The organism is Streptomyces sp. NBC_00038 (assembly GCF_026343635.1).
Taxonomy (GTDB): Bacteria; Actinomycetota; Actinomycetes; order Streptomycetales; family Streptomycetaceae; genus Streptomyces.
The window spans coordinates 4945631-4961056 of record NZ_JAPELQ010000001.1 but is presented as its reverse complement, the minus strand read 5'-3'; the positions used below and the strand labels follow the sequence as shown (position 1 = coordinate 4961056).

Annotated in this window: 14 protein-coding genes; 8 read left to right on the top strand and 6 right to left on the bottom strand. The window is 70.6% G+C overall.

Annotated elements, in window-relative coordinates; genetic code table 11:
• Positions 1 to 13: 13 nt before the first annotated feature.
• Complete coding sequence (locus tag OG219_RS22315) at positions 14 to 2101, top strand: AAA family ATPase (RefSeq protein ID WP_266829145.1); 2088 nt, start codon at positions 14 to 16, stop codon at positions 2099 to 2101.
• Between the two features lie 53 nt (positions 2102 to 2154).
• On the opposite strand, the gene OG219_RS22310 is transcribed toward OG219_RS22315, so the two are convergent.
• The 3 genes from OG219_RS22310 to OG219_RS22300 all read right to left on the bottom strand — a co-directional run bounded on the left by OG219_RS22310 (position 2155) and on the right by OG219_RS22300 (position 4988).
• Positions 2155 to 2823 (bottom strand): SDR family oxidoreductase, encoded by a 669-nt coding sequence (locus OG219_RS22310; RefSeq protein ID WP_266829143.1) that lies wholly within the window; start codon positions 2821 to 2823, stop codon positions 2155 to 2157.
• A complete protein-coding gene (locus OG219_RS22305) occupies positions 2820 to 3671 on the bottom strand; it encodes a nitroreductase/quinone reductase family protein (RefSeq protein ID WP_266829142.1) in 852 nt (283 codons plus the stop codon). The genes OG219_RS22310 and OG219_RS22305 overlap by 4 nt, the downstream gene beginning before the upstream one ends.
• A 408-nt stretch (positions 3672 to 4079) precedes the next feature.
• Positions 4080 to 4988, bottom strand: coding sequence for a class I SAM-dependent methyltransferase (locus OG219_RS22300; protein WP_266829141.1), 909 nt, complete (start codon positions 4986 to 4988; stop codon positions 4080 to 4082).
• 70 nt (positions 4989 to 5058) lie between these two features.
• On the opposite strand from OG219_RS22300, the gene OG219_RS22295 reads away from it, so the two are divergent.
• The 7 genes from OG219_RS22295 (at position 5059) to OG219_RS22265 (ending at position 11364) form a co-directional block, all read left to right on the top strand.
• On the top strand, positions 5059 to 5643 hold the full coding sequence (locus OG219_RS22295; protein ID WP_266829139.1) for a TetR/AcrR family transcriptional regulator: 585 nt from the start codon (positions 5059 to 5061) through the stop codon (positions 5641 to 5643).
• Positions 5644 to 5757: 114 nt separating this feature from the next.
• Complete coding sequence (locus tag OG219_RS22290) at positions 5758 to 7107, top strand: HEAT repeat domain-containing protein (RefSeq protein ID WP_266829137.1); 1350 nt, start codon at positions 5758 to 5760, stop codon at positions 7105 to 7107.
• A 230-nt stretch (positions 7108 to 7337) separates the two neighbouring features.
• Entirely contained in the window at positions 7338 to 8294 is a 957-nt protein-coding gene (locus OG219_RS22285; protein WP_266829135.1) for a GlxA family transcriptional regulator, read from the top strand.
• 130 nt (positions 8295 to 8424) lie between these two features.
• A complete protein-coding gene (gap, locus tag OG219_RS22280) occupies positions 8425 to 9423 on the top strand; it encodes a type I glyceraldehyde-3-phosphate dehydrogenase (RefSeq protein WP_266829133.1) in 999 nt (332 codons plus the stop codon).
• Between the two features lie 93 nt (positions 9424 to 9516).
• A complete protein-coding gene (locus tag OG219_RS22275) occupies positions 9517 to 10083 on the top strand; it encodes a helix-turn-helix domain-containing protein (protein WP_266829131.1) in 567 nt (188 codons plus the stop codon).
• Between the two features lie 175 nt (positions 10084 to 10258).
• A complete protein-coding gene (locus tag OG219_RS22270) occupies positions 10259 to 10858 on the top strand; it encodes a hypothetical protein (RefSeq protein ID WP_266829129.1) in 600 nt (199 codons plus the stop codon).
• A gap of 167 nt (positions 10859 to 11025) precedes the next feature.
• Entirely contained in the window at positions 11026 to 11364 is a 339-nt protein-coding gene (locus OG219_RS22265; protein ID WP_266836182.1) for a DUF2516 family protein, read from the top strand.
• A 64-nt stretch (positions 11365 to 11428) separates the two neighbouring features.
• Here the strand turns inward: OG219_RS22265 and OG219_RS22260 are convergent, their stop codons facing one another.
• From OG219_RS22260 to OG219_RS22250, 3 genes are all read right to left on the bottom strand, one after another.
• Positions 11429 to 12763 (bottom strand): PP2C family protein-serine/threonine phosphatase, encoded by a 1335-nt coding sequence (locus OG219_RS22260; RefSeq protein WP_266829127.1) that lies wholly within the window; start codon positions 12761 to 12763, stop codon positions 11429 to 11431.
• 389 nt (positions 12764 to 13152) lie between these two features.
• Positions 13153 to 14262 (bottom strand): NlpC/P60 family protein, encoded by a 1110-nt coding sequence (locus OG219_RS22255; RefSeq protein WP_266829125.1) that lies wholly within the window; start codon positions 14260 to 14262, stop codon positions 13153 to 13155.
• 186 nt (positions 14263 to 14448) lie between these two features.
• The gene (locus tag OG219_RS22250; protein ID WP_266829123.1) at positions 14449 to 15267 is read right to left on the bottom strand and encodes a class I SAM-dependent methyltransferase; all 819 of its coding nucleotides are present in this window, start codon (positions 15265 to 15267) and stop codon (positions 14449 to 14451) included.
• Between the last annotated feature and the right edge of the window lie 159 nt (positions 15268 to 15426).

Below are 15426 nucleotides of genomic sequence, written 5' to 3'. Positions count from 1 at the left end.
TACCCTGGATGGAATGACGTCACCCGACCCTGTTCTCGATCAGGCCCTCGCTCACTCTCCGGACCAACCCCTCGACCAATCCCTGGCCCAGACCCTCATCCGCGAACGTGCCTACCACGACACCTGTCGCGCCGCCCTCGCCGCCATGGTCACCGGTGCCGACGAGCACGTGGTCACCGGCGAGGACGTCTCCGCCTCCGGTGCCGACGCCGAAGTGCTCGGCTACGTCCTGCGCAGCAAGGCCAAGGAGATGCGCGAGCTGCCCGAAGGGCCGCTGTTCTTCGGCAAGTTGGACTTCGAGAGTGCGCGCGAGGCGGCCGGCGAGCATGCCGGGCAGAGCTATCACCTCGGGCGACTGCGGATCACCGAGCACCCCGCGGCCCCGCCCCTCGTCGTCGACTGGCGTGCGCCCGTCTCGCGCGCCTTCTACCAGGCGAGCTCCCGCGCACCGCAGGGCGTCGCAGTCCGGCGGCGGTTCGGCTGGGCGCCGGGGAGCCTCGGCGACTCCGCGGACCTCACGGGCCTGGAGGACGAGCACCTCGCACAGGCCAGCCCCCAGCAGCCGAGCCGTATCCTCGCGGGCGAGATCGAGCGCCCCCGCGTCGGCCCGATGCGCGACATCGCCGCGACCATCCAGCCCGAACAGGACGAACTCGTACGGGGCGATCTCGCGTCCTCGGTCTGCGTGCAGGGCGCCCCGGGCACCGGAAAAACGGCCGTCGGACTGCACCGGGCCGCGTACCTCCTCTACACCTACCCGCAGCGCATCCGCCGCGGCGGCCTGCTGATCCTCGGCCCCAACCGCACCTTCCTGTCGTACATCTCCGAGGTGCTGCCCGCGCTCGGCGAGACCGGAGTGCGGCAGTCGACCGTCGAGGACGAGATCGCCCGCCATCCCGTCAAGGGGGAGGACGAGGAGCGCGCCGCCGTCGTCAAACACGACGCGCGGATGGCGGAGGTGCTCCGCCGGGCCCTGTACGGAAAGGTCGGGGGGCCCGTCAACTCCCTTGCCGTGCCGGATGGTTCGTACCACTGGCGGGTCCCGGCCGAGGTGCTCCGCCGCATCGTGGACGGCGTACGCGCCGAGGAACCTCCGTACGCCGTCGGGCGCGAGCGGGTGCGGACGCGGGTCGTGGGGTGGCTGCGGGAGCGGGCGGAACGGCGCGCCGGGCCGCGTACGAACGCCTGGGCGCGGAAGATCTCGCGGGCCAAGTCCGTCAGCGCGTACGTGGACGCGGTGTGGCCCAGGGTGCTTCCCGAGGAGCTTCTCGCCGAACTCCTCACAGACACTGACGTGTTGGAGGTTGCGGCGGACGGGCTCCTGGACGCGGACGAGCAGAAGGCGATCCGGTGGGTGAAGCCGCCGCGTTCGTACAAGTCGGCGCGCTGGTCGGCCGCCGACCTCGTCCTTCTCGACGAGATCGCCGGACTCATCGAACACCCCGAGGGATACGGCCACTTGGTGATCGACGAGGCGCAGGATCTGTCGCCGATGGAGTGCCGGGCGATCGCGCGGCGGGCGGCGTTCGGGTCGCTGACCGTGCTCGGCGATCTCGCGCAGGGCACGACTCCGTGGGCGGCGCGCGAGTGGCACGAACTGCTCGCGCATCTGGGCAAGCCGGATGCCCCGGTCGTACCCCTGACGATCGGCTTCCGGGTTCCGGAGGCCGTCGTCGGACTCGCCAACCGGCTCCTCGCGCGGCTCGACGTGGGAGTACCTCCGGCTCAATCACTGCGGAGAGACGGCGAGTTGAGGGTCAGGCAGGTGTCCGACGTGTGCGCCGCGACGGTCGACGCGGTGCGCGGAGCGCTCACGCACGAGGGCTCGATCGGCGTCATCGCTGCCGATGCCGATGTCGTACGCGTACGCGAGGCGCTCCACGCCGCGGGTGTCGAGACCGCCGGACCCGATGAACTGGGCGCCCGGGTGACGGTGTTGCCCGCCACGCTCGCCAAGGGACTCGAGTACGACCACGTCGTCGCCGTCGAACCCGCGGCCGTCGCGGAGGCGGAGTCGCGGGGCCCGCACCGCCTGTACGTGGTACTGACGCGGGCGGTTTCGCGGCTGGACGTGGTGCACGCGCGGCCCCTGCCGTGGTGACCGACTACGCGTGTCCCCTGCCGTGGTGACCGACGGCTGACGACTGAGGCCGACTACCAGGGAAGCGGCTGCCCGTCCCGGAAGAAGCCGCCGGTGGGGCCGTTGTCGGGAAGGGTGGCCGCCCATACGACGCTCGCGGCGCCCTCCGTGACCGGGCGCCCGCCCGGGCCGCCCATGTCGGTGGCGACCCAGCCGGGGCAGACGGCGTTCACCAGGATGCGGTCGGCGCGCAGTTCGGCGGCGAGCATGCGGGTGAGGGCGTTGAGGGCCGCTTTGGAGGCGGAGTACGCGGGGGTGCCGCCGCCCATGCCGGTGAGGGACGCGGCCTCGCTGGAGACGTTCACGATGCGCGGGTGCGGGCTCGCGCGGAGGAGGGGGAGCAGTGCCTGGATCAGCCGCCAGGGGCCGTACAGATTGGTCTCGGCCGCCTCGCGTACGACGTCCAGGTCGGCGGTGGTCGCGTGCTGCCAGGTGTCGTACGTGATCGCCGCGTTGTTGACGAGTACGTCGAGGGCTTCCAGGTCCCGCGCCGCCTCGGCGATGTCCGCCTCGGACGTGACGTCCAGGCGCAGGGGGTGCGCGTTCGGGCCCACGGACCGGGCCGCCTCGGCGGCGGTTTCCGCCGAACGGGCGGTCACGAGCACGGTGTGCCCCGCGGCGGCCAGCTGCCGGGCGACCTCGCGGCCGATACCGCGGTTCGCGCCGGTGACGAGCGCGATCATTTCGGGGCTCCCACGGCGGTCAGGAGGGGGATCAACTGCTCTTCCTCATAGGTCAGATGGGCTTCGAGTTCGGCTGTGAGGTGTTCCACCCGGGAGAGTACGTGGCCGGGTTCCGCCTGCTCGGCAGCGATGACCCCGCGCAGCTGTTCGAGCAGTTCGGCGATCTGCTCATGCTCCTTGCCCAGGCGGTCCAGGGCTGGAGCGAGTTCGGGATGGCGGTCGGCGAGGAACGGGAAGAGGCCGAGGCCCTCGCCGGTGTGGTGGTTGTGCAGGCCCTGGCAGAGGGTGAGGCAGTTGACGCGGAGCTGGGCGCCGAGGGAGGCGCCCGTCTTCTTGAACTCCTCGCGGATCAGGGCGAGTTCGCGCCGGAAGGCGTCGTGGGCGACCTGCAGGTGCTCGGCGATGGAGCCTGCGCTCATGCTCGGCGGGCCGTCCTGTGGGACCTGGCTCAGAGCCACGACGGGGATGACGCGGTCCGTCTTCGCCTGGTACTCGGCCCATCCCGGGTCGGCCTCGACCGCCCGGGCGAAGACGCGGTCGCGTTCGGCGCGGTCGAGTACGACGGCCTCCGCCTCGTACGTGAAGAGGCCGTCCTCCACGGTCGCCCGGGGGTTCGCGACCAGGTTCCGGAACCAGTCCGGGTGCTGGGGCGCGCCACCGGCCGAGGCGATGACGAAGACCCGCTCGCCGCCGTCGGGGTAGAAGCCGACGGGGGTCGTGTGCGGGGTTCCGGTGCGGGCGCCGATGGTCGTGAGGAGGAGCAGACGCGCTCCCTCGAAATAGCCGCCGACCTTTCCGTGGTTGGCGCGGAATTCATCGATGACTTGCTGGTTGAAGGGGTTGGGCATTCGCTGCTTTCTTTTGTTTTCGGGCAGGGGGAAACCCGGAGGGTGGGAATGGGTGCGTAAAGGCACGTCGGCGCGCGGAATTCCGAACGGGGAGGAAACGCTGCGCGCGGGGGTGCAGGTTACGGCCCCGGCAGAGGTCGTACGCGGGGGGCGTACCCAGAGGTCGTACGCAGGAGTCGTACGCAGGTGGCGTACGCGAAAGTCTCACGAGGAGATGTCGTACGAGGAGTTGTCGTACGAAGGAAAGTCGCACGAGGAGATGTCGTGCGAAGAAACGGCGGGCGGGGCTCTACCCCGCCCCGGCCTCACTCGGAGGCCGGGTGCCCAACTCGTGCGCGGCGCAAGGCCGACCCGGCAGTCATAGAGGTAAAGGTAATGCCCGTACGGGCGTTTATGCAATGCCCAATTTCAGGCCCGGCCGATTTCAGGCGTCGAGTGCGGCGATGTCGAGTCCGGTGACGCGTGCCGCGGTGCCGGGAGCGTGGCTTCGCGTACCGCGGTGACCGCCACCGTCGCGTAGCTCATCGTGAAGCGGCCGCCCATCGCGTCGATGGCCGCTCCGACGCCCTCCATCACCGGCGCCAGCTTGTCCGGCGGGAGTTGGGTGAGGGCGCCGTGGGTGGGCATCTGGTCCAGCCACGCGTCCCGGCTGTAGGACCACTCCCAGTCGAACCGCCACTGCTCGGGTTCGCCGAACCCGCCCACCTCGCGGATCCCGTCGGCGGCCTTGGTGAACATCACCTGGTACACGTCCAGGGCGGGCTTTTTCAGCGCCTGGAGGTCGAACAGCGAGTCGGGCAGCACCCGCCGGTAGACCGAGGCGACGGCCTCCACCACCTCGGGCGGAAGCTGGAACACATTCCAGAACGCCGCCAGCCGGCCACCGGGACGCAGCACCCGCGCCGCCTTGGCCGCTCCCGCGACGGGGTCGATCCAGTGCCAAGCCGTCCCGGCGACGACCGCGTCGAACTCCCGGCCTGCCGGGTCCCAGGCCTCGAACGTCGCCACGTCGACCTCGACCCCGAGCCGCCGCGCCACGTCGGCCATCCGCGGATCGGGCTCGACCCCGAGCACCGCGCACTGGGCCGCCTGGAACTGCCGTGCCGCGATGCCCGTACCGCAACCGACGTCGAGAACGTCGAGGACGTCGCCGATGCCGCGGCTGCCGTCGACGATCCGGTCCACCAGGGCGTCGGGATAACGGAGCCGGGCGCGGTCATAGCGTTCGGCGTCCGAACCGAAGGACTCCGCCATCGGCCGTTGTCGATGCGGCTCGGGCCTGGTGGGACGCGACCGCTCAGGAGGTAAAGTGGGCATGCGCCCACTATGGTGGGCGCATGCCCACTCGTCAACGGGCGGGTCGGGCGAAGGAGAGAGGGCGGGCGGTATGCCGACAGGTGTGGCCATGCGCGACGCGCGCGAGCAACTGTTCGACGCCGCCGAGCGCGTCCTGCTCCGGGACGGGCCCAACGCCCTGACCAGCCGGGCGGTCACCACGGAGGCGGGCTGCGCCAAGGGCGTACTGCACCGGCACTTCGCCGACTTCGACGACTTCCTCATGGAGCTCGTGCTCGACCGCATCGGCCGGATCGACCATCAGGCCGCCGCGCTGCGCGAGTCCGCCGGAACCGGCACGGTCGCCGGGCACCTCGCCGACGCGCTGACCGTCCTGTTCGGGTCGGTCGCCCTGTCGATCATCGGCCTCATCACCGCCCGCGACGAGCTGCGCGCCCGACTGCGCCGGGCCAGGCCGCCGGGTGTCCCCGTACTGACGGAAGCCACCGCCATGATCGCCTCGTACCTCACCGCGGAACGCGACCTGGGCCGCATCGCACCGGACACCGACGTCGACACGCTCGCACTCACCCTGATCGGCACCGGACACTTGCTCTTCGCCGGCCGGGAAGGCGTCCCGCCGGAGAGCGAAGCCGTCGGCAGGATCGTGAACACGGTCGTTGCCGGTGTCGTATGACGGGCGTCGGTGCAGGTCCACGAAAGGTGGCGGCGCAACTCAGCCGTGCTTCCACGGCGAGTTGCGGGCTCTCCTCGGCAGGTCGGCGATGTGATTCGGATGGGGGACAGAAGCGTGGGCGAAGCAGGACTCGACAGTCGGCTCAGGGCGGCGGTTCGGGGCGGGGACGCTGAGGCGGTACGGGATCTGTTGGAAAGGGGCGCGTGTCCGGACACGGTGGACGCGGGCGGGCTGCCGGTGCTGTGCGCGGCCGTGGCGGTGTGCGACGCTCCGGTGGCCGAGGCGTTGGTGGAAGGCGGTGCGGATCCCGACCGGGAGCTGCCGGACGGAACCACGCCGCTGTGGCGCGCCATCGACGGTGGCTCCCCGGCGGTCTTCTCGGCGGTGCTGGGCAAGGAGCCCCGGCTGCGACTTCCGGAAGCCGACCGTGAACGGCTGCTCGCCTTGGCCCGGAACTGGTACGAGACGGGCGCGGTCGAGGAACTGCGGCACAGGACGGGCGCGTCGGGTCCGGCCACGACGGTCCGGGTTCAGGACAGCGAATACGAGTGGGTCGATCTGGTCTCACTCGGCGACCTGATCGTACGAGCCGGGCACGGCGCCATCCTGACCTCGCTGGAGTGGGCCTTCCGCATCCTGACCCCCGTCGACGAACTGATCGCCCGTGCTGTCGGCCGGTACGACGAGGACCATGTGAACTGGTCGTCGGTCTGCTGGATCCTCACCCAGCGCCGCAGCGTAGAGACCTGGTCGGCCGTGGTGGCCCATCGCCAAGTCCCTGACCCGGCGCATCGCCGGTTCGTGCTGGATTACCTGCGGATGCGGGGGTTGTTCGACACCAGCTCCTACTACGAGAAGAAGGAGAGCGAATTCCTGGCCGCCTGGGCGGCGGAGGAAACGGACGGCGAGATACTCGCGAAGGTGCTCGACGCCTTCACCGACCACGACCATACGGGCCAGGAAGCCATCGGCCTCCGTTACGCCGACCATCCCGACCCGCGCGTACGCCGCGAAGTGCCCTACGCCCTCACCGCCGACCATGTTCCCCACACCCCGGCGGCCAGGGCCGCCCTGCTCACCCTCTTGCGCGACCCGGACGCCCAAGTGCGGCTCAGGGCGTGCACGGTGAGCATGCGGGACGACGACCTCCTCCCGGAGATCACACGAGCGCTGCTCCTACTGACCGAGGACCCGGATACCGACCTACGGGGTGCAGCCGCGGCAGCACTGGCCGGCTCCCCGGACCGTACGCCCGCCGTCGCCGACGCCCTGGCGGGGCTGCTCGCCGAGGACAACCAACTCGTGCGTCTGGAGGCTGCCTACGGCCTCGCTCTTCGCGACGACCCGCGCACTGGCGAGGCGATCGAGCGGGTGGGGCCTCTCGGCGTCGGCTTCGAGCACGACCACCGGGCCAGCGCACTCTGGCGGCGGAGTTGGCGGAAGGAGAACACGGCGGCCGAGTGACGACCGGTCAGCGCGAGCACCGGCCTTGAACCACGTCGAGGCCCTGACCGGCAATGGGTCATCCCGACTGAGTTGGGGTGCCGCCCGGTCCGACAGCGCTCACCTCGTTCCTCGGACCTGCTCTTGTTTCCCCACCCAGCGAGGTGGCCGATGGGGTCCTGGAGAGCGCGGAGGGTAGAGGTTCCTTTTGAGCGCACGTATCGAAGTCACGCCCCACGTAACCTCTTCCTGTGCCTGCATCCCGCCTGCATCGTGTCGCCGTCCTTGTGCTCGAGGGTGCGAAGCCGCTCGATGTCGGGATTCCCGCGCAGGTTTTCACGACCCGCACGAGCATGCCGTACGAGGTGCGGGTGTGCGGGGCGGCGCCCGGGCTCGTGACCGGCGGCGACGGTCTCGCGTACTCCGTCGCTCATGGCCTCGACGCGGTTGCGTGGGCAGACATCGTCTTCGTCCCGGGCTACCGGTTTCCGGATCGCGAGGACCCGCCGCGGGCCGTCGTCGAGGCGCTGGTCGCCGCCCACGACCGGGGCGCGCGGCTCGCCGCCATCTCGACCGGCGCCTTCGCGCTCGCCGCCACGGGCCTGCTCGACGGCAGGCGCGCCACGACGCACTGGCACTACACGCGGGCACTCGCGGCCAGGCATCCGCTCGTCCAGGTCGACGAGAACGTGCTGTTCGTCGACGAGGGCAGCGTGCTCACCTCGGCCGGTGCCGCCTCCGGCATCGACCTGTGCCTGCACATCCTGCGCGGCGACCTCGGAGTGGCCGCGTCCAACCACGCGGCCCGGCGCCTGGTCGCGGCCCCCTACCGCAGCGGCGGCCAGGCCCAGTACGTGCCGCGCAGCGTCCCCGAGCCGCTCGGCGAGCGCTTCGCCGTCACCCGTGAGTGGGCGCTGCACCGGCTCGGCGAGCCCCTCACCCTCGACATACTGGCGCGGCAGGCGGGGGTCTCGCCGCGCACGTTCTCCCGGCGCTTCGTCGAGGAGACCGGCTACACGCCGATGCAGTGGGTGATGCGCGCCCGCATCGACCTGGCCCGCGAGCTTCTCGAGCGGTCGGAGCGGAGCGTCGAGCAGATCGCCGCCGACGTCGGGCTCGGTACCGGCGCGAACCTGCGGCTGCACTTCCAGCGGATCCTCGGCACGACTCCGAGCGAGTACCGGCGCACCTTCACCCGGGGCGAGTGACTGTCCCACGTACGGCAGTGACTGTCCCACGTACGGCATGGCGGGATCCTTTCGAACCATGGCGATCCCGCCACTGTCAGCGACGCCGACCGCGCGCGAGCCTGGGTGGCGAAGGGAAGGGACCTCACTCATGACTCGCATCGCCATCAACGGATTCGGCCGCATCGGACGCAATGTGCTGCGCGCACTGCTGGAGCGCGACAGCGCCCTGGAGGTGGTCGCCGTCAACGACCTCACGGAGCCCGCGACTCTCGCCCGACTGCTCGCCTACGACAGCACGGCCGGCCGGCTCGGGCGCCCGGTGACCGTCGACGGGGACGCCCTCGTCGTCGACGGCCGTCGGATCAAGGTGCTGGCCGAGCGCGAACCGGCGCAGCTGCCGTGGGCCGAACTCGGCGTCGACATCGTCCTGGAGGCCACCGGCCGCTTCACCTCGGCCAAGGCCGCCCGCGCCCACCTCGACGCGGGCGCGCGCAAGGTGCTCGTCAGCGCGCCGTCGGACGGCGCCGACGTCACGCTCGCGTTCGGGGTCAACACCGATGCCTACGACCCGGCCGTACACACGATCGTCTCGAACGCCTCCTGCACCACCAACGCGCTCGCGCCACTGGCCGCGGTCCTCGACGAACTCGCCGGTATCGAGCACGCGTTCATGACGACGGTGCACGCCTACACGCAGGAGCAGAACCTGCAGGACGGTCCGCACCGCGACGCCCGTCGCGCCCGGGCCGCCGGCATCAACATCGTGCCGACCACGACCGGCGCCGCCAAGGCGATCGGCCTGGTGCTGCCGAACCTCGACGGCAAGCTGTCGGGCGACTCGATCCGCGTACCGGTGCCGGTGGGCTCGATCGTCGAACTCAACACGACCGTCGCTCGCGACGTGACACGCGACGACGTGCTGGCGGCGTACCGCGCCGCGGCACAGGGGCCGCTCGCGGGCATCCTCGAGTACTCGGACGACCCGCTCGTGTCGTCCGACATCACGGGCAACCCCGCCTCGGCGATCTTCGACTCGGCCCTCACCCGCGTCGACGGCCGCCACGTCAAGGTGTCCGCCTGGTATGACAACGAGTGGGGCTTCTCCAACCGAGTGATCGACACGCTCGAGCTCCTCGCCGCCCGCTGAGTCCGCTCAGTCACACTCGGTCACGACGTGGCGTAGCGCACTTTTGCAAGCGGCTGCTTGCAATTGTTAGCAGGGGTGCGGCAAGGTGGAGGCATGGCATCGCTCAATGTCGGCAATCTCGGTGAGTATCTGCGTGAACAGCGGCGCAATGCGCAGCTGTCGCTCAGGCAGCTTGCTGATGCCGCCGGGGTGTCCAATCCGTATCTGAGCCAGATCGAGCGCGGGCTTCGCAAGCCGAGCGCGGAGGTGTTGCAGCAGGTCGCAAAGGCGCTGCGGATCTCCGCCGAGACGCTGTACGTGCGAGCCGGCATCCTCGACGCCGAGCGGGACCGGGACGAGGTGGAGACGCGCGCCGTCATCCTCGCCGATCCCACGCTGAACGAGCGGCAGAAGCAGGTGCTGCTCCAGATCTACGAGTCCTTCCGCAAGGAGAACGGGTTCGAGATCACCCAGGTGGACGAAGGCGATCAGGGTGTCGACGCCGATGTGCGGCACGCTGGCGTACGGCACGACGACGTACATCTGGATCAGGGCATGGACGTACACCTGGATCGGGACATATCGGATGCGGAGCACCCGAGGAGCGCAGCGGACACCGCCGTCCGCGGCCCGCGCACGACCGACGGCAGTGATGCCGGTCCGCAGCAGACCGCCAGTTGACGAGAACCACAGCGACACCAGTTGGCGCGGACAACGCGGACAACAGCGACATCGGTTGACGCGAACAACACGCACCGCCGGCACGACCAGCACCGCAGGCAGCACCGCCGACCGGCAGGTCTCCCCGCGGACCACCCAAACCCTCAGCTGAACGCGAATCCGGGAGGACCATCGCATGGCCATCACCGACGACATCCGCAAGGCCGCCACGGACCCGACCCCGCTCTACTTCCTCGCCGGCACCGCTGAACTGGCCGTTCAGCAGGCCAAGAAGGTGCCCGGGATCGTGGAGCAGATCCGTACCGAGGCCCCGGCGCGGATCGAGACGGTCCGCAGCTTCGACCCGAACGCCGCCCAGGAGAAGGCCGCCACCCGCGCCAAGGAGGCGCAGGAGACGATCCAGTCCAAGGTGACGGAGTTCATCAGCACCCTCGACACCGACCTGAAGAAGATCGGTGAGTCCGCTCAGGACCTCGCCCTGCGCAGCGTCGGCGTCGCCGCCGAGTACGCCGTGAAGGCCCGCGAGACCTACGAGAAGGTCGCCGAGCAGGGCGAGCAGGTCGTGAAGACCTGGCGCGGCGAGGCCGCCGAGGAGATCGAGGAGCTGGCCGTCGCCGTCGAGCCGAAGGCCGAGCCGGTCGAGGTCAAGGACGAGCCGAAGCCGGTCGCTGTCGTGGCCCAGCCCGCCCCGGCCAAGAAGACCGCGGCGAAGAAGGCCCCGGCCGCCAAGAAGACGACCACCGCCGCCAAGAAGACCACTCCGCCGGCGAAGTAGGCGGGGGAGCGGCTGCGGTAGCAAGCGGTCGGCGTCAAGCCGACGGCAGTGGCCGCATCAAGCCGCTGTATCAAGCCGACGACAACGGGCCGGGCACTCTCAGAGTTCCCGGCCCGTTCTCCGGGTACGGTGGCGTTAGAGACGACTCGAATCGGGCGGTGGGCATTGTGCTGTTGACGGCATTCAGCGGCTTCATGTCGGTGATCTTCCTTGCCATGCTGGTGCTCGCCGTGGTGGCGCTCGTGATGGCCGCGGTGGCTCGCGACGACGCGTACCGCGCCGCGGACAAGCAGAACAAGATGTTCTGGCTGATCATCCTGGGCGTCACCGTCGCCGTGAATCTCCTGGTCCCGATGATTTTCCTGCAGATCGCGGGCCTGGTCGCCACGATCGTCTTCTTCGTGGACGTACGCCCCGCGATCCGCCAGGTCTCCGGCGGTGGCGGCGGCCGCCGCGGCGGAAGCAGCAGCGACGGCCCGTACGGTCCCTACAACGGCGGACGCTGAGCACCACCGCAAGCCGCTGTTACAGGAGCAAGCTCCTGTACGACGACTACGGCTGCGGCTGCGGCTACGGCTTGCGGTCCAGCAACAGCACCGCCACGTCGTCCGTCAGCTCCCCGCCGTTGAGTTCGCGTACCTCGTTCACCGCCGCGCGCAGGAGTTCCTCGCCCTCTAGCCCCTGGGCGAGCTGGCGGCGGACCATGTCCACCATGCCGTCCTGGCCGAGCCGCTGGTTGCCCTCGCCGATGCGGCCCTCGATGAGGCCGTCGGTGTAGAGCATCAGGCTCCAGGCGCCGCCGAGCTCCACCTGCTGGCGCGGCCAGCGGGCGCCGGGCAGCAGGCCGAGCGCCGGACCGCCGTTCTCGTACGGCAGCAGCTGGGCCGGGCGGCCCGGGCGGGCGATCAGCGGGGACGGGTGGCCGGCCAGGCAGAGCCCGGCGCGGCGGCCGTCCGGCGAGATGTCCACCGTGCAGAGCGTCGCGAAGATCTCGTCGTTGTCGCGTTCGTGTTCCAGGACCTGCTGGAGGGTGGAGAGCAGTTCGTCGCCGCACAGGCCCGCGAACGTCAGCGCGCGCCACGCGATGCGCAGCTCCACGCCGAGCGCCGCCTCGTCGGGCCCGTGCCCGCAGACGTCGCCGATCATCGCGTGCACGGTGCCGTCGGACGTACGGACGGTGTCGTAGAAGTCGCCGCCGAGCAGGGCCCGGGAGCGGCCGGGGCGGTAGCGCGCGGCGAAGCGGAGCGGGGAGCCCTCCAGGAGCGGCGTGGGCAGCAGCCCCCGCTCCAGGCGGGCGTTCTCCTGGGCGCGCAGGCGGGACTCGGTGAGACGCCGCTCGGCCCTGTCGGAACGTTTCCGCTCCACCGCGTAACGGATCGCGCGGCTCAGTAGCCGTGCGTCCAGTTCGTCGCGGAAAAGGTAGTCCTGGGCGCCGACGCGCACCGCTTCGGCGCCGCGCTCGGCATCCCCGGACGCGGTGAGCGCGAGGACTGCGTGCCGGGGTGCGAGCCGCAGCACGTGCTTGAGCGTGGCCAGCTCGTCGTCGGCCTCGGGGGACCGGCCCGGGGCCGGCAGGGCGAGGTCGAGCAGGATGCAGTGGACGTCGTCGGTGAGCAGCCGCTCGGCCTCGGTGAGGTTGCGGGCGCTGCGGATCCGGATCGGCTTGCCCGTGGCGTCGAGCATTTCGGGCACGCTGAGTGAACCGGCCGGGTCGTCCTCAATGACCAGGAGGGTCAGGTGGGTCGCGGCGGCGCTGTCGGCAGGGGCCGTGGCGCCGGTCGCCGATCCCGACCCGGCGGGATCGCCGGGTCCGACTCCGGGTGGACCGCCGGGTGAGAACGCGGCAGGAGCCTGACCACTTTCCACGGCCGGGATCGCTCTCTGCCGCGGTATGGGTGCGGGCATCGTCTGGGTTCCTTCCCTCCCCCCGAGGGTGTGGTGGGGCGAGAGTCCTCGCACCACCGACCGGGACCATAGCGTTAGGCGGTGCCGCAACGGAATGGTGTACCGCACGGGGTCCGGCAAACGGCCACCGTCATATGCCGCATCCTGTAACGCACTTGGACAGGACGGGGCTCCAACAGGGATGACGAAGGTCACGTCACCGAGGTTGCGCGGCGAACACAACCGTGCGCTGTGTCACGTGGGACAGGTCACTCCGGATAGGCCGCTACAAGTAGGGCAATTCAGGCAGTTCGCTGGTCAATGCGGGTGCCTCGTCGCCGTACGCCTTGACCGTCCTACAGTGCACCTCACCCGTCCTACCGTGCACCTCACCCGTCCCGCCGTACGCCTCACGCGTCCGGACGCACGATCCCCAGGATCGGCATCGAACCCGCGCCCGCGATCGTCACCGTCCGCCCGGGCCGGGGGGCGTGCACCATGGCGCCGTCGCCTACGTACATCGCGACATGGCTGGCGTCGTCGAAGTAGATGATCAGATCGCCGGGGCGCATGTCCTTGATGTCGACGTGGGTGAGCTGCTTCCACTGCTCCTGCGAGGTGCGCGGAATCCCGTCGCCTGCGGACGCCCAGGCCTGGGAGGTCAGCCCCGAGCAGTCGTACGTCTTCGGGCCCTCGGCGCCCCACTCGTACGCCTTGCCGATCTGGGCGGTCGCGTACGCCACGGCCTTCTTGCCCTGCGCGGACGTCTCTCCGCTGCCCAGGGTGACGCCGGAGTTCAGCCAGGCCGTCTGCGCCTGGTAGGCGGCCTCCTCCTCCAGCTTCGCCAGCCGCGCCTTCTCGTCCGCCTCCAGCTGGGACTCCAGCTTCTCCGCGGCGGCGATCTGCTGCTTGACCTTCTTCTTGGCGTCGGCCTTGGCCTCGCGGTTGGACTCCAGCTTGGTCCACTGCGCGGAGGCGTCCTTCGCGTACTGCTCCAAGTCCTGCTGGGTGCGCGTCATCTCGGCGAGCAGGCCCTCGGTCGCGTGCTCGCCCTGACGCATGCGGCCCGCGCCGTCCAGGAACTCCTGCGGGTCCTCGCTCAGCCACAGCTGCGCCTCGGGCGGCAGGCCGCCGCCGCGGTACTGCGCGCGGGCCGCGGCGCCCGCGAGGTCCTTCAAGTCGGCCAGTTTCTCCTGGCCCTTGACGATCTCGCGGGCCAGTCCGACGATCTGGGCGGACTGCTGCTGAACCTTCTCCTCCGCCGCGTTGTAAGCGTCCGTGGCCACCGAAGCCGCGTGATAGAGGGTGTCCAGCTTCGTGCGTACGGCCTCAAGCTCCTCGTTGCTGACGGAGGTTGGCGAAGTGGGGGGCAGTGACAGATCCGGACTCGTCGTCCGAGTCGATGTCGGAGTCGGGCTGGCGTACGCCGGGCCGGATGCCGCCAGTACCGCGCAGGCACAGGCGCATGCGCAGGCCAGCGACATGGCCGCCGTGGTCAGGCTCCGCTTGCCGGATCCCATTTCTTCGCCCCCAAACTGATTGACCGTCAGTAACTTACGGACGCCCCCGGGATGGTGCCATGTCGGCGCGCAACACGACAGGGGCGAGCAAGAACTCCCTTTCCCCCTCCCCGCCCCGGCAAGACGATCTCCCCGCGATCTCCCCGCGTGTGTGACGAACGGCTCACGCCCATCGTTCCCCGCACATCACGCCCGCGGAGCCAACGCCTCCCAGCGCAGCGTCACTTCGCCCTGCCGCCAGCGGGATATACCGTCCGTCACCGGCCAGTCGGCCATCAGGTCGCGGACCGCCCGGATCCAGCGCTGCCGGGCGCCGTACGAGGCGTAGGGCGCGGCGGCGGCCCAGGCGCGGTCGAAGTCGCGCAGGAACGCGTGCACCGGCTCGCCCGGGACGTTGCGGTGGATGAGGGCCTTCGGGAGGCGTTCGGCGAGGTCGGACGGGCGGTCCAGGGAGCCGAGGCGGGTGGCGAAGGTGACCGTGCGCGGGCCCTCCGGGCCGAGGGCGACCCAGACGTGCCGGCGCCCGATCTCGTCGCAGGTGCCCTCGACCAGCAGGCCGCCCCGCGACCCGGCCGAGGGATCCGCCGGTGCGAGGCGGGCGCACAGGCGCTCCCAGACGGCGGCGACCTGCTCCTCGTCGTACTGCCGGAGCACGTTGGCCGCCCGGATGAGCTGGGGGCGGCCCTGCACCGGGACCTCGAAGCCGCCGTGCCGGAAGACCAGCCCCTCGCGCTCGTACGGGTGCGCGGCCGCGACCCGGGCCGGTTCGATCTCAACGCCCACCACGCGCGTGCGTGGAGCGACGGTGCGCAGGCGCTGGAGCAGTTCGACCGCGGTCCAGGGCGCGGCGCCGTAGCCGAGGTCGACCGCGACGGGGTCGGTGGCGCGGCGCAGTTCGGCTCCGTGTGCGGCCGCGATCCAGCGGTCCATACGGCGCAGGCGGTTGGGGTTGGTCGTCCCGCGCGTCACCGTTCCCACGGGGCGGGACGCGGCGCGGGCTGTCATGCGTACGAGGGTATGCGGGCGCGGCGGAGGCCGTGCGGGCCTGTGGATAACTTCGCGGCGGCCCCGCGGCGCGGGGAAACCCGCTCGCGGCACGCAAAAGATCCTCGAACGGTTGAGCGAGTAGGGGTAATGATTCGGCAAAGAGGAAATGGAGCGGAC

Excerpts from the sequence above, each read along its gene's own strand:
- OG219_RS22315 (WP_266829145.1), top strand. The coding sequence starts at position 14 with ATGACGTCACCCGACCCTGTTCTCGATCAGGCCCTCGCTCACTCTCCG.
- OG219_RS22310 (WP_266829143.1), bottom strand. The coding sequence starts at position 2,823 with ATGATCGCGCTCGTCACCGGCGCGAACCGCGGTATCGGCCGCGAGGTC.
- OG219_RS22305 (WP_266829142.1), bottom strand. The coding sequence starts at position 3,671 with ATGCCCAACCCCTTCAACCAGCAAGTCATCGATGAATTCCGCGCCAAC.
- OG219_RS22300 (WP_266829141.1), bottom strand. The coding sequence starts at position 4,988 with ATGCCCACTTTACCTCCTGAGCGGTCGCGTCCCACCAGGCCCGAGCCG.
- OG219_RS22295 (WP_266829139.1), top strand. The coding sequence starts at position 5,059 with ATGCCGACAGGTGTGGCCATGCGCGACGCGCGCGAGCAACTGTTCGAC.
- gap (WP_266829133.1), top strand. The coding sequence starts at position 8,425 with ATGACTCGCATCGCCATCAACGGATTCGGCCGCATCGGACGCAATGTG.
- OG219_RS22275 (WP_266829131.1), top strand. The coding sequence starts at position 9,517 with ATGGCATCGCTCAATGTCGGCAATCTCGGTGAGTATCTGCGTGAACAG.
- OG219_RS22270 (WP_266829129.1), top strand. The coding sequence starts at position 10,259 with ATGGCCATCACCGACGACATCCGCAAGGCCGCCACGGACCCGACCCCG.
- OG219_RS22260 (WP_266829127.1), bottom strand. The coding sequence starts at position 12,763 with ATGCCCGCACCCATACCGCGGCAGAGAGCGATCCCGGCCGTGGAAAGT.
- OG219_RS22255 (WP_266829125.1), bottom strand. The coding sequence starts at position 14,262 with ATGGGATCCGGCAAGCGGAGCCTGACCACGGCGGCCATGTCGCTGGCC.
- OG219_RS22250 (WP_266829123.1), bottom strand. The coding sequence starts at position 15,267 with ATGACAGCCCGCGCCGCGTCCCGCCCCGTGGGAACGGTGACGCGCGGG.